We start from the raw sequence: 14,346 nt of genomic DNA, 5'->3' as shown, positions 1-14,346 counted from the left end.
GCGGTCATGCGGGCAACTCCCCACTGACTCCATCGGCATCGGCATCATCGTCGTCGTGATCGTGCTCGTGGGCTTCGCGCATCTGCTGAAGATGGCCGACGAGAACATCGATCGAGATCAACCCGACGTACTCACCGCGAAGACCGGTGACGACCGTCGACGCGGTGCTCTCGGCGAGAAGCGCTTCCAACCCATCTTGAAGCGTGGACTGAATGGATACGAGCTCGCCGACCGGTAGACCGACTCCTCGCAGCGAGGATGCGTGTGCCAAATGAGCGGGACCGACCCAACGCAACGGCCTGTTTCGGTCGTCCAGAATCAATCCCCACGGCCACTTGCGGGTCGCGATCTTCGCGCGGATCGCGTCCACCGGATCGCTTTCCTTCGCAGTGGGACATTGAATCAGGCGAACATCACGAATTCGGGTGAGTGTGAGCTGTTTCAGCGACGCGTCCGCGCCCACGAACCCAGCCACCATGTCGCTGGCAGGGTTCGCCAGGATCGCCTCCGGAGTGTCGTATTGCTCGATCGTCGAGCGGTCACCCAGGACCGCAATGCGGTCACCGAGCTTGACTGCCTCGTTGAAGTCGTGGGTGACGAAGACGATCGTCTTGCCGAGCTCGGACTGCAGTCGCATCAACTCGTCCTGGAGCAGCCCTCGGGTTATCGGGTCCACCGCACCGAAGGGCTCGTCCATCAACAGCACGGGCGGATCAGCTGCGAGCGCTCGCGCGACACCGACGCGCTGTTGCTGGCCACCGGACAGCTGACGCGGATAGCGATCGCGATAGGTATCCGGATCCAGTCCCACGAGGTCGAGCATCTCGTCCGTCCGAGCCGCGATCCTCTTCTTGTCCCACCCGATCAACCCAGGCACCGTCCCGACGTTCTTTGCGATCGTCAGGTGCGGAAACAGCCCGGCCTGCTGAATCGAGTAACCGATTCCCCGTCGCAACTCGTCCGGGTCGATCGACAAAGCGTCTTTACCGTCGATGGTGATTTTTCCCGAGGAGGGCTCGATGAGTCGGTTGATCATGCGCATCGTGGTGGTCTTGCCGCAACCGGAAGGCCCGACGAAGACGACGATCTCACCTGCAGGGACGGTCAACGACACGTTGTCCACCGCTGCAGCCTTCTGGCCGGGATAGCGCTTACTGACGGACTCGAGGACGATATCGACGCCCGAGACATTCTGATTGTTCGCTGTTGGGGTCACGCGATGCCCTTCGAGGTTGTAAGACGGCCGACGAGAACGAGGATGCCGTCGACAATCAAGGCGAGAATGACGATCAGAACGGTGCCGACCAGTGCTTGAGGAACAGCGGTGGGGCTACCGACGCGGGACAGGCCCGAAAAGATGAGGTTGCCGAGTCCGGGGCCCTTCGCGTACGCCGCAATGGCGAGGATGCCGAAGATCATCTGCGTACTGACTCGCATGCCTGCCAAGATCGACGGCCACGCCAACGGCATCTCGATCCGAGCGAGAATCCGGGCACGGTTCAAACCGACTCCGCGAGCAGCATCGGTGACGGCGGGATCGACCGCTGCGAGGCCGATGATCGTATTTCTGACGATCGGCAAGAGCGCGTACAGGACCAGTGCCGTGATGGTCGGAGCCACCCCCAACCCGAGGATCGGAATCAACAATCCGAGGAGGGCGAAGGAGGGGATGGTCAGAATCGTGCTGGCCAGCGCCGTCGCGATCGCGGATCCCGCGGGGGAGCGGTAGACCGCAATTCCCACGATGACCGCGATGATCGTAGCGATGATGATCGACTGGATGACGGCAGAGACGTGGAGATACGAATCTGTCAGCAACTGTTGTCGTCGTCCGGAGACGAAATTCCAGAGTGCGTCCATTGAAGGTAAACCCACCAACTTCCCGTATACACGGTTTCTTTGGAGAATCCGTGCCAGTCTTTCTGTTCGAGAATGGCTGATGTCACCCGGATTCAAACCCGTTTCACGCAAGTCGTTACCGTGCGTACACACAACCATGCCCACGAACAGAGCCACCCGCCCTGCTCTATGGCAAGGGCGGGTGGCTCTGGTGAAGCGAACGCTACCTGTGGATCACACGTCAACGCAGAGTGTGGATCACACGTCGTAGTACAGGTTGAACTCGTACGGGTGCGGCCGCAGGTTGATCGGAGCAATTTCCTGCTCGCGCTTGAGCGAAATCCAGGTCTCGATCAGGTCCGTGGTGAAGACGCCACCCTCGGTCAGGTACTCGTGATCGGCCTCGAGGCGGTCGATGACAGTCTCCAGCGACGTCGGTGCCTGAGGAATGTTCTTGGCTTCCTCGGGCGGCAGCTCGTAGAGATCCTTGTCGACCGGGGCCAGCGGCTCGATCTTGTTCTTGATCCCGTCCAGGCCGGCCATCATCTGGGCGGCGAAGTTGAGGTACGGGTTGCCCGAGGAGTCCGGTGCGCGGAATTCCGCGCGCTTGGCCTTGGGGTTGTTTCCCGTGATCGGGATTCGGACTGCGGCCGAACGGTTCCGCTGGCTGTACACGAGGTTGATGGGGGCTTCGTAGCCCGGCACCAGACGGTGGTACGAGTTGACGGTCGGGTTGGTGAACGCCAGCAGCGACGGTGCGTGATGGAGAATGCCGCCGATGTAGTGGCGAGCCAGATCCGACAGTCCGGCATATCCGGCCTCGTCGTGGAAGAGGGGCTTGCCGTCCTTCCACAGCGACTGGTGCACGTGCATGCCCGAGCCGTTGTCGCCGAAGAGGGGCTTCGGCATGAAGGTCGCCGATTTGCCGTTCTTCCAAGCGGTGTTCTTCACGATGTACTTGAACAGCTGCAAATCGTCCGCAGCAGCGAGCAGCGTATTGAACTTGTAGTTGATCTCCTGCTGGCCGCCGGTACCGACCTCGGAGTGTCCGCGCTCGAGTTCGAAGCCCGCGTTCGTGAGGTTCGTGGAGATTTCGTCGCGAAGATCGACGAAGTGGTCGTACGGAGCCACTGGGAAGTACCCGCCCTTGGCGCGGACCTTGTAACCAAGGTTGGGGCTGCCGTCGGCGTTCGTCTTCTTGCCGGTGTTCCACGAACCCGCAATGGAGTCGAGTTCGTAGTAGGCGCCATTGATGCTCGAGTCGTAATTGACCGAGTCGAAGATGTAGAACTCGGCTTCGGCGCCGAAGAACGCAGTATCCGCGATGCCGGTGGAGAGCAAGTACTCCTCTGCCTTACGGGCGACGTTGCGCGGGTCGCGGCTGTAGGACTCGCGGGTGAACGGATCGTGAACGAAGAAGTTCATATTCAACGTCTTCGCGGCCCGGAAGGGGTCGACCTGCGCCGTCGACACGTCGGGCAGAAGCATCATGTCGGATTCGTGAATCGACTGGAAGCCGCGAACGGACGAACCGTCGAACGCGAGGCCGTCTTCGAAGACATCCTGCGTGAATGCAGAAGCCGGGATCGAGAAGTGCTGCTGAATACCTGGCAGATCCGTGAAACGGATGTCGACGTATTCAATACTTTCGTCGGCGATGAATTTGATGACCTCTTCGGCCGTGCTGAACGCCACGCTGTTGCTCCTTTGTTGAGTCCGTCGACCAAACGTTATGGACCTGGTGTTGCCCGCCGGTCAAGCTTGTGTTTCGCCCGTGTTACACGTCGTTTCGATCAGTGCGTGTACTCGAGTGAGCCGCGACACTCTCTCGGCGTGCAGAAGAAAAAGAATCGTGCTCACCGCACACACTACGGTGACGGCCGATCCGGGTATTCACGTCGGCGCCTATCCTGGTGTCCATGGCACGAATGACAGGTTCTTGGTTGTCCGGACCCTCGGCTGCTCGATCCGAGGACGGAACCGAGCAGAAGTTTCCAGGAGAGCGACTCGGACTCCCAGCGGAAGGGCCCGGCGCGATAGCAGGGCTCGGCCGTCGTTCCGGCGCATTGTTGCTGGACTGGTTGATGTCGATGGGAGTGTCGGCACTGATCGTCGGCGCGACCGGGGCCGCGATCCAGGTGTCCAGCTTGACCTTGCTGGTCTGGTTCGTTCTCGGCGTCGGCTCGGTGAGTATTTTTTCGTTCACGCCAGGTCAGCTGGTCGCCGGAATTCAGGTGGCGCGGGTGGATGCGCAGGCCCGCGTCGGATTCGTGCGTGCACTGGTTCGAACGTTCTTCATCATCTTTGTCGTCCCGGCCGTGATCTCGGACCACGACGGTCGCGGTATGCACGACCGGGCGACGGGCACCGCGATGGTGCGGGTTCGCTAGCGATCAGCGACGTTTGATCGTTCGCTGAACGCCCTTCATCTTGGCGCCGCCGGGGAGCGGTCCCTTCGGCATCGCGGGACCACTCTTGGTGCCGAGTGCCGAGAGTCTGGACTCGATGGTGTCCATGCGCTTGCTGTCGATGTTCTTGGGCAGCTTCGTCAGATACTTCTGGAGACCGGACAGCGGAACCTGGTTCTCCCCGTTGCCGACGACGATGTCGTAGATCGGGGTGTCGCCGACGATCCGCGCGGTCTTCTTCTTCTCTTGGGCGAGAAGTGATTTCACACGCTGGGGCGCGCCTTCCGCGACGAGAATGATCCCGGGTTTGCCGATGACGCGGTGCACTGCGTCGAGCTGAGTCGTGCCGGCAATCGCGTTGGTCACGCGCCAGGATCCCTGCAAGTTGTCCAAAGCCCACGCAGCTGCGCCCGCCTGCCCGTCTGCCTTGGTGTACACCGACTTCTGGACTCGACGCCCGAAGATGATGAATGCCACGAGCACTCCGACGAGTAGTCCGATGGGCAGTAGGAACCACTGCAGACCGAAGATCAAGCCGATCAGAAACAGCACCAGACCGATACCGACGATGGCGCCGATCATCAGCGGCAGAAGAAGCTTGTCTTCCTTGCGCTGCATGTTGAACGCCTGCCACAACTGGCCGCGACGCTCTTTCGATGCCTGCTTACGGGCAGCTTTCGCTGCCGCTTTTGCTTCTTTGCTGGGCTTACCTGCTTTGCCCGCTTTACCGCCGTTCGCCATGCTTCACAGGATACGTGTCGGCGCTGAAGTCACGTGCATCGCTAGCCGGTTCGATGCCTAGCGAGCAGCGAGACGAGCAATCAACGAACTTGCCTCCTGAGAAGCTTCGCCACCGTCCACCAAGTGACTCATGCTCTCGGGGAGTACGCGACCGTGATGCTGCATCGCTTGTGCGTACAGGCGCCCTGCCCGGTACGAAGAGCGGACCAGCGGCCCTGCCAGCACCCCGGCGAAGCCCACCTCGGTGGCGTAATCGGAATGCTCGACGAACTCTTCGGGCTTGACCCACCGCTCCACTGGGTGGTGGCGTGGCGACGGGCGCAGGTACTGGGTAATGGTGAGAATGTCGCAGCCTGCCTCGTGCAGGTCGCGAATAGCCTCCTGTACTTCTTCCGGAGTCTCGCCCATACCGAGGATCAAGTTGGACTTGGTGACCAGGCCGTCGTCTCGAGCTGCGGTGATGACGTCCATGGATCGCTGGTAGCGGAAAGCCGGGCGGATTCGCTTGAAGATACGCGGAACCGTTTCTACATTGTGCGCAAGAACTTCCGGTCGCGAAGAGAAGACCTCGGCCAACTGATCGGGCTTGGCGTTGAAGTCCGGAATCAACAATTCGACGCCGGTGTTGGGGTTCAACTTCTTGATGTAACGGACCGTTTCGGCGTACAGCCAAGCGCCGCCGTCTTCGAGGTCGTCGCGCGCCACTCCGGTGATCGTCGAGTAGCGCAGGCCCATGGCCTGAACGCTTTCCGCGACACGCCGGGGCTCGTCGCGGTCGAGGTCGTCGGGCTTGCCGGTATCGATCTGACAGAAATCGCAACGGCGAGTGCATTGTTCACCGCCGATGAGGAACGTCGCCTCACGGTCTTCCCAGCACTCGTAGATGTTGGGGCAGCCGGCCTCTTCGCAGACGGTGTGCAGACCCTCGCGCTTGACCAAACCCTTGAGTTCGGTGTACTCCGGGCCCATCTTGGCCTTGGTCTTGATCCAGTTGGGCTTACGTTCGATCGGTGTCTCCGCGTTTCGGATTTCGAGGCGAAGCAATTTGCGTCCGGGTGGGGCGAGTGGGGTGCTGGCGGTGAGCGAAGTGTCGGGGGATGACCCGAGGGACGGCGCAGCGTTCGAGGGTGTTTCTGGAGCCACAGTCACACGTTCGATGCTACGCGCCGAACTTCGTGGTGGTGAAGTGCGGGTTACTGGTGACCGACTCCAGCAAGGGGCGCGCGACGTCGTGTTCGGTCACTGGCAATCCGCCGTCCAGAGCAGCCAGAACGGCCTCGGTGACGGTGGGTTCGACTTCGTCGACAGTGACGTCTCGGCCAAGTTCCGCGGACAATGAGGTCACACCCGCGTCGGCGATCCCACAGGGCACGATCGCGTCGAAGCCGGCCATGGACGCATTGCAGTTGAGTGAGAAGCCATGCAGAGTCACACCTCGCTGAACGCGTACACCTATGGCTGCGATCTTCCGCTCCGGCAACCACGGCCCGTCATTCGAATCGTCCGCGACACTGTGTCCTGCGGCCAACCACACACCGGAGCGGCCGTCGATGCGGCCACAAGTGATACCCATCTCGGTGCATACGGAAATGAGCGCTTCTTCGATCCGGCGCACATACTTCACGACGTCGATGGGCTGTGCGAGGCGAATGATCGGGTATCCGACGAGCTGTCCCGGACCGTGCCAGGTGATCTTGCCGCCGCGATCGACCTCGATGACAGGTGCGCCGTCGCGCGGACGGTCCTCGGGGGCCGTACGCCTGCCGGCAGTGAACACCGGCGGATGCTCGAGGACAAGTAGTGTGTCGAACCCCTGCCCCTCGGCACGCATGTCGGCGAGTTCGCGCTGACGTGCCCACGCCTCGAGGTAGTCGATGCGACCGAGTCTCCGGACGTCGACCGGATCCGAACTCTCCCGTGCGGAGATTCCCGCGATTGTCATGCCAGGCACGCTACGCCGAGTCAGCGACCGACAGCTACTCGCAGTGCCTCGCCGATCGTGTTGTGCGCAAAAACGAATCCCGTGTCTTCCAACACCTTCGGGATAGCGCGAGGTCCGGTCAGAATTGCTTCCTGGGCAAATTCGCCGATGATCGCTTTCAAGGCGAAGCCCGGTACAGCCCAGGGCGCAGGCCTATGGACGGCACGGGCCATGGCGCTGTTGAACTGCGCGTTGGTGACTGGGGCTGGCCCGACCATGTTGACCGGGCCCGATACCGACGCGTTCTCGATGCCATGAATCGTGGCCGCGATCTCGTCCTCGAGTGAGATCCACGGAAAGTACTGCCGTCCGCTGCCGAGGCGTCCGCCGAGCGCCATCAAATAGAGAGGCCTCAGCTTGTCCAGCATTCCGCCGCGTTGCGACAAGACCACGCCGCTGCGCAGCATGATGGTGCGGACTCCGCCGGAAGTAGCGGCCGAAGTCGCGTTCTCCCAGTCTCGACACACTTCCGCCAGAAACCCCTCGCCGACAGGGGCCGTTTCGTCGACCACCCGGTCGCCGGTATCGCCGTAGAAGTTGATCCCACTGGCATTGACCAGTGTCGGAACCTGAAACTTTGCGCAGTTCTCCGCCAGCACCTCGGTGGGAGTTATCCGACTGTCGCGCACCTTCTGCTTGTAGGCGCCCGACCAACGCTTGTCTCCGATGCCAACCCCACAAAGGTTGACAACTGCGTCTGCACCACGCAACGCGCGATCGTTCAACGATCCCTGCGGCGGGTCCCACTCGAACTCGTCCGGACCGGCAGGTGCTCTACGAACCAATCTGGCAACCTCGTGCCCCTTGCCTCGCAACGACGCGACCAGCGCGGTACCGATCAATCCGGATGAACCCGCAATGACTACACGCATGAATTCGAAAGCCTCCTCGACAGAACCGGGGCATCATCCGCCAAGCGGATGATGCCCCGACACTGTTAGTTCGGTCCCCGTTGATTCGAGGATCGGCCGAGCGCTGAACCTTGGCTCACCTGCAGTCCACAGTACAGACTGCTCGCCTTTCGACCCGCTCTAGAGACCTAGGTCCGCTTCGAACGATGCGATCTCGAGCCGCTGCTTGATGGTGCTCAGGAAACGGCCTGCGTCCGCGCCGTCGACCAGCCGATGGTCATAGGTCAGTGGCAGGTAGCACATCGACCGGACACCGATGGACTCGTTGCCAGCGTCGTCCTTGACCACGACGGGACGCTTGACGATCGCGCCCGTGCCGAGCATGGCTGCCTGTGGCGGTACCAGGATCGGGGTATCGAACAACGCGCCCTGACTGCCGATATTGGTGATCGTGAACGTGCCACCGGACAACTCGTCGGGCTTCAGGCCACCGGATCGAGCACGAGTGGCGATGTCGTTGATCGCCCGGGCAAGACCAGCCAAGGAGAGGTCGCCCGCGTTGTGGATGACAGGGGACAGCAAGCCCTGCTCGGTGTCCACAGCGATACCGAGGTGAACCTCGGAGTGATAGGTGATCTCCTTGGCTTCTTCGTTGATGCTGGCGTTGACATTCGGGTGAGCCTTGAGGGCTTCGACAACCGCCTTCGCGAAGAACGGAAGGTACGTCAGATTGACGCCTTCGTTCTCCTGGAACTTGGCCTTGGCCTTGGCACGCAGACCTGCTACCCGGGTGACATCGACCTCGAAGGTCTGAGTCAGCTGAGCAGAGGACTGAAGAGACTCGCGTGTCTTCTTCGCTGTGATCTGGCGAATGCGGTTCATCTTCTGTGTGGTTCCGCGTAGATGCGCCAGTTCTGGTCGCACTCCGGCTGTAGCCGGTGCGGCAGGCTTCGACTCGGCGGCCGGAGCAGCAGAGGGAGCGGCCGGAGCCTTCTTCGCCTCGGCGGCTGCAAGGACGTCCTGCTTACGGACTCGTCCGCCGACGCCGGTGCCCTTGACCGTGGACAAGTCCACGTCGTTGTCCGCTGCGAGCTTACGAACCAGAGGCGTGACGTACGGGGATGCGTCTGCGGAGGGAGTCTTCGCAGGTTCCTGCTTGGGTGCCTCTTGCTTGGGAGCTTCCTGCTTGGGGGCCTCTTGCTTGGGGGCTTCCTGCTTGGGGGCCTCTTGCTTGGGAGCAGGCTTTGCCGGCTCCGGAGCCTTGGCAGCAGGGGCGCCCGTGCCGATCACGGCCAACTGGCCGCCGATTTCGACAGTGTCGTCTTCTTCGGCGCTGATCTCGAGGAGCGTTCCCGCCACCGGGGAAGGAATCTCGGTGTCGACCTTGTCGGTGGACACCTCCAGCAGCGGCTCGTCCACGGCGACTTCGTCGCCTACGGCCTTCAGCCAGCGCGTGACAGTGCCTTCGGTGACCGACTCGCCCAGCTCCGGCATCTTGATCGGGGTACCAGAAGAGCTGGAGTCGGAGCTCGCGGCCGGCGCACTCTGTGCCGGTGCTTCTTCCTCGGCCTGCGGCTCCGGTTCTGCAGCAGCCACAGGTTCGGCGGCGGGCTCTTCGACAGCGGGCTCGGGCTCGGAGGAAGACCCGGAAGCCTCGCCGGCTTCGCCGATCTGAGCGAGCTCGGCGCCGATTTCGACGGTGTCGTCTTCCTGTGCCACGATCTTCGTCAGAACACCAGCAGCGGGGGACGGGATTTCGGTGTCGACCTTGTCGGTCGACACTTCGAGCAACGGCTCGTCGACCTCGACGGTGTCGCCCTCCTGTTTGAGCCACCTGGTGACAGTTCCCTCGGTGACGCTCTCACCAAGAGCTGGCATCTGGACGGAGAAGGCCATGTCTGTTGACTCCTCGACAGTTGTGTGCGGGTAATTTAGTTCTTACGACTTGTGGTCGTAGACCATTGTGCTGGCGTTGCAAGGTTCGCGGACGATACTTGCGTTAATTGCGATCTTCGGCGCTGTCTGTGTCCGCGCCGAATCGAAGAAAACTTCTTTCCACGATCCACGGACTTTTACTGCAGACACGTAGACGCCCTTTCGACGAGACCGGAAATCGTTCTCTACAACGAGAGAGTTGAACCCTCTATCCTCATCCTTCCATCCTTGGAGTTCCCACGTTCCCCGAGGGGCCGCCCTCGCACTGGCAAACTCATGAGTAACAAGGCTTGTGCGAACGCGAAGGTCGATCTTCACGCACCCAAGACAGGAGTGGTTCAGTGAGTTTGTTCGATCGCCTCACTCGACGCAGTGGCAAAGGTAGAGGCCCCCGAGAGGGGTCGGTAGCGCAGTATCTCGCGGACTGGACGGCGGCGAGAATCGGCGTCGAAGCATTCGTGGAGCCGAAGACGACAGTGACTCCTGTCACTGTCGTTCTGGTGGCAAACGATGGTGAGTGGACACGGCGCGTCGTGGATGAGAAACACATCAGAAAGCTTGGACCCGACCTGAAGATCCCCGTCTACGACGTCCGAAAGACGGGCTATCCCCAGCGGATGCGAGATCACGATGCTCGACAGAAAATTATCGAGCGCAGGGCTACCGAATAGCGGTACTGATCCGAGCGCCCCCCCGGACGCACTCGAATCAACCACATGGTGTGACGCGTCTAACCGTTCTCGACGATGTCTTCGAGAACGGCGAACATCGTGCGGACCGGTACTCCGGTTCCGCCCTTGCCGATGTAGCCGAACGGGCCGCCGGTGTTGAATGCCGGACCGGCGACGTCGATATGCGCCCACTGAACGCCGTCCGCCACGAACTCCTTCAGGAACAATGCCGCAGCCAGCATTCCGCCCGCGCGTCCGTTGGTGACGTTGGCGAGATCGGCGACTCTCGAGTCCAACTCGCGTCGAATTTCACCTGGGAGCGGCATGGCCCAAGCGTCTTCGCCCACAGCCTGCGAAATCTCGGCGACGCGGTCGCGGAACTCGTCGGTGCCCATGACTCCCGGCGTCCGGTTGCCGAGTGCAACGACCTGCGCGCCCGTCAGCGTTGCGGTATCGATCAGGTAGTCGGGATCGTCTTCGCACGCACGCACGATGGCGTCGGCGAGTACCAGTCGTCCTTCGGCGTCGGTGTTGATGACCTCGACCGTGATGCCGCCGTACTGCGTCAGTACGTCGCCCGGCCGTTGTGCAGTGCCGGACGGCATGTTCTCCGCCATGGGGACCGTGGCGACGACGTCGAGTTCGAGGCCCACCTTGGCAGCGAGAATCACGGTCGCGATCACGGCCGCAGCACCGGCCATGTCAGAGGTCATGTTTTCCATGCCGGCAGCAGGCTTGATCGAGATGCCGCCGGTGTCGAAAGTGATTCCCTTTCCGACCAACGCCACCTTCTTGGACTTACGTTTACCACCGGAATGCGTCAGACGCACCAACCTGGGCAGACGTGAAGAACCCTTGCCGACGCCGTGGATTCCGCCGTAGCCGCCCTTCTCCAAGGCCTTGTCGTCGAGAATTTCGACACTCAGTCCGACGTCGGTGCCCAGTGCCTTCGCGCGTGCGGCGAACTCCTCCGGGTACAGGTGGCTGGGTGGGGTGTTCACGAAGTCGCGGGCGATCGCGACTGACTCCGCAATGGCAACGGAACGGGTCAGCTCGTCCTTGGCCTCACGTGCGCGGGGGTCGGCGACGAGCAGTTCGACGCGCCCGAGGGGCCCGGCTTCCGGAGTAGGTGCCGACAGTGCAGATCTGAACTCGGTGAAGGTATAGGCACCGAGGAAGAAACCTTCTGCCGCAGCGCCCAAGTCGAGGGCGGAGAGCGTCGTCGCCGCGATCGCAGTACCCGACAGCGCGCGAGCTGCAGTACCGGCGGACCGGCGGATGCGTTCGATGTCGATGTCGGCCGACTTACCCAGCCCGACTGCGAGGACACTCGTCACGTCCAGCGCTGCGGGGGCGGGAATGCGGGTGATCTCGTCAGCCTTGCCTGTTGCACCGACAGCCTCGAAGGCATCGAGCAACTCGGCGGCGAGCGCATCTCCGGAGATGTCGTCGGTGATGACGAGTTCCAGTCCGTCTTCACTTGTACTGAGTGCGACGACGAGAACGTCGACATCTTTTCCGAGGCGGCCGGCCAGCGCCAGCTCGGGTCCGAGAGTGCGGGGTGAAGTCGATGGCACGTGGCAGCTCCTGAAGTATTGATTGTTCCCGGTCGTACACGATCGTAGTGACTCGGGCCCGACGGGCGGCCGTCCGCTAGCGTTGGCCGCTATGAGTGCAGAAGAACTTGCTCGCGGACCCGTACACGCCGTCCACGTCGAACTGGGAGCGACGTTCGCGCCTTTCGGCGGATGGGAAATGCCAGTCTCCTACGTTGGTGTCGTAGCGGAGCACAAGGCAGTCCGTGCCTCCGTCGGCGTCTTCGACGTCAGTCATCTCGGAAAGGCGTCGGTCGATGGACCCGGTGCGGCGGACTTCGTCAACTCCACGCTGACCAACGACCTCACCCGAGTGGGCCCAGGGAAGGCGCAATACACGTTGTGTTGCAACACGTCCGGGGGAGTGGTGGACGATTTGATCGCCTACTTCGTCTCGCCCGAAGAGGTGTTCCTGATTCCGAACGCCGCCAACACCGCGTCGGTCGTCGCCGCGTTGACCGCCGAGGCTCCCGAAGGCGTCGTCGTTCGCGACCAGCATCGCGATTTCGGCGTGTTCGCGGTGCAAGGGCCAGATTCTCGCGCTGTGGTCGAGCAGTTGGGTCTCCCAGTGGATTTGGAGTACATGGCTTTCGTCGACGCGCAGTGGTCCGACGCCGAAGGCAACGAGGTGCCGGTGCGCGTGTGCCGCACGGGTTACACCGGTGAGCACGGATACGAACTGGTCTGCTCGTGGAACGACGCCGAGGCACTCTTCCGTGCCCTCGTCGACGTCGTGAAGCTTTCCGACGGTCAGGTAGCAGGCCTCGGCGCGCGAGATACCTTGCGTACCGAGATGGGTTATCCACTCCACGGACATGAGCTCTCGCTGGACATCTCGCCGCTTCAAGCCCGATGTGGTTGGGCGATCGGATGGAAGAAGGACCGATTCTGGGGCAGGGACGCTCTGCTGGCAGAAAAGGCGGCGGGTCCGGCGCGAGTCCTCCGTGGCGTCAAGGCTCTCGACCGCGGGGTACTGCGGCAGGGACAGAACGTCGTGGCGGACGGCGGCGTGGTCGGCGTCACGACGTCAGGGACGTTCTCGCCCACGCTCGGGGTCGGAATTGCGCTTGCACTAGTGGACGCCACAGCGGGGGTGGAGCCGGGTGACATCGTCGAGGTCGATGTCCGTGGCCGCGCACTGCGATGTGAGATCGTCGCCCCGCCTTTCGTTGCAGCGAATACCAAGTGAGCGGGCTTCGACGCGTTCGATAAGCTCAGTGCATGACAGGCGTTCCCGAATTCACCCGTGTGCAGCATCCTTCTCCGGCTCCTTCGGAGGTCAGAGAAGCAGTATTGGCGGCGCCCGGGTTCGGGAAGTTCTTCACCGATCACATGGCAGTGATCGACTACACCTCGGAGAAGGGCTGGTACGGCGCGACCATCGCGCCGTACGGGCCGATCGAGTTGGATCCGGCTGCGATGGTCCTGCACTACGGACAGGCGATTTTCGAAGGGTTGAAAGTTTACCGTCAGCCCAACGGCGATCTCTCCTCGTTCCGCGTCGATTCCAACGCCGAGCGGTTCAAATCCTCGGCGAGGCGGTTGGCGATGCCGGAGCTTCCCACGGAGCTGTTCACCTCCTCGATCGAGGAGTTGCTTGCCGTGGATCGCGAGTGGATCCCGGCGGCCGGTGGCGAGGACGCCCTCTACCTTCGTCCATTCATGTTCTCTACCGAGGCAGGGCTCGGTGTCCGGCCCGCGGACGCGTACCGGTACATGCTCATTGCTTCACCTGCTGGGGCGTACTTCCCTCGTGGTGTCAAACCGGTCAGCGTGTGGCTGTCGACCGAGTACGTACGCGCCGCTCCCGGTGGTACCGGAGCCGCCAAATTTGCCGGCAACTACGCGGCATCGCTGCTTGCGCAGGCGCAGGCCAGCGATCAGGGCTGTGACCAGGTTGTCTGGCTGGACGCGATCGAGCGCCGCTTCGTCGAGGAAATGGGTGGCATGAACCTGTTCTTCGTGTTCGGCTCCGGTTCCGACGCCCGTTTGGTCACGCCCTCGCTCTCCGGGTCCTTGCTCCCGGGAATTACCCGCGATTCACTCCTGGCGTTGGCGACCGACTCCGGAATCCCGGTGGAAGAGCGGCGCATCTCGACCGATGAGTGGCAGAAGAAAGCGGAGTCCGGTGACATCACCGAGGTATTCGCCTGCGGAACCGCGGCAGTCATCACTCCCGTCGGCAGCGTCAAGTCAGCGGACGGTGCGTTCACGATCGCCGACGGAGAACCGGGCAACATCACTCTCGCCCTGCGCGATACCTTGACCGGCATTCAGCGCGGCACGTTCGCCGACACCCATGGGTGGATGACCAAGCTCGGCTGA

13 protein-coding genes are annotated in these 14,346 nt (G+C 62.2%); 4 read left to right on the top strand and 9 right to left on the bottom strand.

Translation table 11 applies throughout. The annotated features are described in order from the left end of the window. Positions 1–4: 4 nt before the first annotated feature. The 3 genes from BJD99_RS10065 to glnA form a co-directional block, all read right to left on the bottom strand. Positions 5–1,216, bottom strand: coding sequence for an ABC transporter ATP-binding protein (locus BJD99_RS10065; protein ID WP_084346665.1), 1,212 nt, complete (start codon positions 1,214–1,216; stop codon positions 5–7). After that, positions 1,213–1,860 (bottom strand): ABC transporter permease, encoded by a 648-nt coding sequence (locus BJD99_RS10060; RefSeq protein WP_084346664.1) that lies wholly within the window; start codon positions 1,858–1,860, stop codon positions 1,213–1,215. The genes BJD99_RS10065 and BJD99_RS10060 overlap by 4 nt, the downstream gene beginning before the upstream one ends. Positions 1,861–2,097: 237 nt before the next feature. Further along, positions 2,098–3,534 (bottom strand): type I glutamate--ammonia ligase, encoded by a 1,437-nt coding sequence (glnA, locus tag BJD99_RS10055; protein ID WP_084346663.1) that lies wholly within the window; start codon positions 3,532–3,534, stop codon positions 2,098–2,100. A gap of 224 nt (positions 3,535–3,758) precedes the next feature. Between glnA and BJD99_RS10050 the strand changes: the two genes are divergently transcribed. Continuing rightward, positions 3,759–4,229: an RDD family protein gene (locus BJD99_RS10050; RefSeq protein WP_084346662.1), complete on the top strand. Its 471-nt coding sequence runs from the start codon at positions 3,759–3,761 to the stop codon at positions 4,227–4,229. Positions 4,230–4,232: 3 nt separating this feature from the next. Here the strand turns inward: BJD99_RS10050 and BJD99_RS10045 are convergent, their stop codons facing one another. The 5 genes from BJD99_RS10045 to sucB form a co-directional block, all read right to left on the bottom strand. After that, positions 4,233–4,988 carry a DUF4191 domain-containing protein gene (locus tag BJD99_RS10045; protein ID WP_084346661.1) on the bottom strand — a complete coding sequence of 252 codons (756 nt, stop codon included), beginning with the start codon at positions 4,986–4,988 and terminating at the stop codon, positions 4,233–4,235. A 57-nt stretch (positions 4,989–5,045) separates the two neighbouring features. After that, positions 5,046–6,137 carry a lipoyl synthase gene (gene lipA / locus BJD99_RS10040; RefSeq protein WP_373270529.1) on the bottom strand — a complete coding sequence of 364 codons (1,092 nt, stop codon included), beginning with the start codon at positions 6,135–6,137 and terminating at the stop codon, positions 5,046–5,048. Between the two features lie 10 nt (positions 6,138–6,147). Then, positions 6,148–6,930, bottom strand: a complete 783-nt coding sequence (gene lipB / locus BJD99_RS10035; protein WP_084346660.1) for a lipoyl(octanoyl) transferase LipB — start codon at positions 6,928–6,930, stop codon at positions 6,148–6,150. A 20-nt stretch (positions 6,931–6,950) separates the two neighbouring features. After that, positions 6,951–7,841, bottom strand: a complete 891-nt coding sequence (locus BJD99_RS10030; RefSeq protein ID WP_084346659.1) for a TIGR01777 family oxidoreductase — start codon at positions 7,839–7,841, stop codon at positions 6,951–6,953. A gap of 159 nt (positions 7,842–8,000) precedes the next feature. Beyond that, a complete protein-coding gene (sucB, locus tag BJD99_RS10025) occupies positions 8,001–9,716 on the bottom strand; it encodes a 2-oxoglutarate dehydrogenase, E2 component, dihydrolipoamide succinyltransferase (protein ID WP_084346658.1) in 1,716 nt (571 codons plus the stop codon). Between the two features lie 380 nt (positions 9,717–10,096). On the opposite strand from sucB, the gene BJD99_RS10015 reads away from it, so the two are divergent. Next, a complete protein-coding gene (locus tag BJD99_RS10015; RefSeq protein WP_084346656.1) occupies positions 10,097–10,426 on the top strand; it encodes an oxidoreductase in 330 nt (109 codons plus the stop codon). A 59-nt stretch (positions 10,427–10,485) separates the two neighbouring features. On the opposite strand, the gene BJD99_RS10010 is transcribed toward BJD99_RS10015, so the two are convergent. Continuing rightward, a complete protein-coding gene (locus BJD99_RS10010; RefSeq protein ID WP_084346655.1) occupies positions 10,486–12,003 on the bottom strand; it encodes a leucyl aminopeptidase in 1,518 nt (505 codons plus the stop codon). Between the two features lie 91 nt (positions 12,004–12,094). Here BJD99_RS10010 and gcvT point away from each other — a divergent pair, with 91 nt between their 5' ends. Then, positions 12,095–13,210 (top strand): glycine cleavage system aminomethyltransferase GcvT, encoded by a 1,116-nt coding sequence (gene gcvT, locus BJD99_RS10005; RefSeq protein WP_084346654.1) that lies wholly within the window; start codon positions 12,095–12,097, stop codon positions 13,208–13,210. A 32-nt stretch (positions 13,211–13,242) separates the two neighbouring features. Then, complete coding sequence (locus BJD99_RS10000; protein ID WP_084346653.1) at positions 13,243–14,346, top strand: branched-chain amino acid aminotransferase; 1,104 nt, start codon at positions 13,243–13,245, stop codon at positions 14,344–14,346.

The sequence above is a fragment of the Rhodococcus sp. 1163 genome (assembly GCF_002091985.1).
In the GTDB taxonomy this organism is placed as follows: domain Bacteria; phylum Actinomycetota; class Actinomycetes; order Mycobacteriales; family Mycobacteriaceae; genus Rhodococcoides.
The sequence above is the reverse complement of the archived record's forward strand: the minus strand, read 5'-3'. Positions and strand labels throughout refer to the sequence as shown.

Coding starts and splice junctions, on each gene's coding strand:
- BJD99_RS10030 (WP_084346659.1), bottom strand. CDS start 7,841: ATGCGTGTAGTCATTGCGGGTTCATCCGGATTGATCGGTACCGCGCTG.
- BJD99_RS10050 (WP_084346662.1), top strand. CDS start 3,759: ATGGCACGAATGACAGGTTCTTGGTTGTCCGGACCCTCGGCTGCTCGA.
- BJD99_RS10060 (WP_084346664.1), bottom strand. CDS start 1,860: ATGGACGCACTCTGGAATTTCGTCTCCGGACGACGACAACAGTTGCTG.
- sucB (WP_084346658.1), bottom strand. CDS start 9,716: ATGGCCTTCTCCGTCCAGATGCCAGCTCTTGGTGAGAGCGTCACCGAG.
- BJD99_RS10000 (WP_084346653.1), top strand. CDS start 13,243: ATGACAGGCGTTCCCGAATTCACCCGTGTGCAGCATCCTTCTCCGGCT.
- gcvT (WP_084346654.1), top strand. CDS start 12,095: ATGAGTGCAGAAGAACTTGCTCGCGGACCCGTACACGCCGTCCACGTC.
- BJD99_RS10045 (WP_084346661.1), bottom strand. CDS start 4,988: ATGGCGAACGGCGGTAAAGCGGGCAAAGCAGGTAAGCCCAGCAAAGAA.
- lipB (WP_084346660.1), bottom strand. CDS start 6,930: ATGACAATCGCGGGAATCTCCGCACGGGAGAGTTCGGATCCGGTCGAC.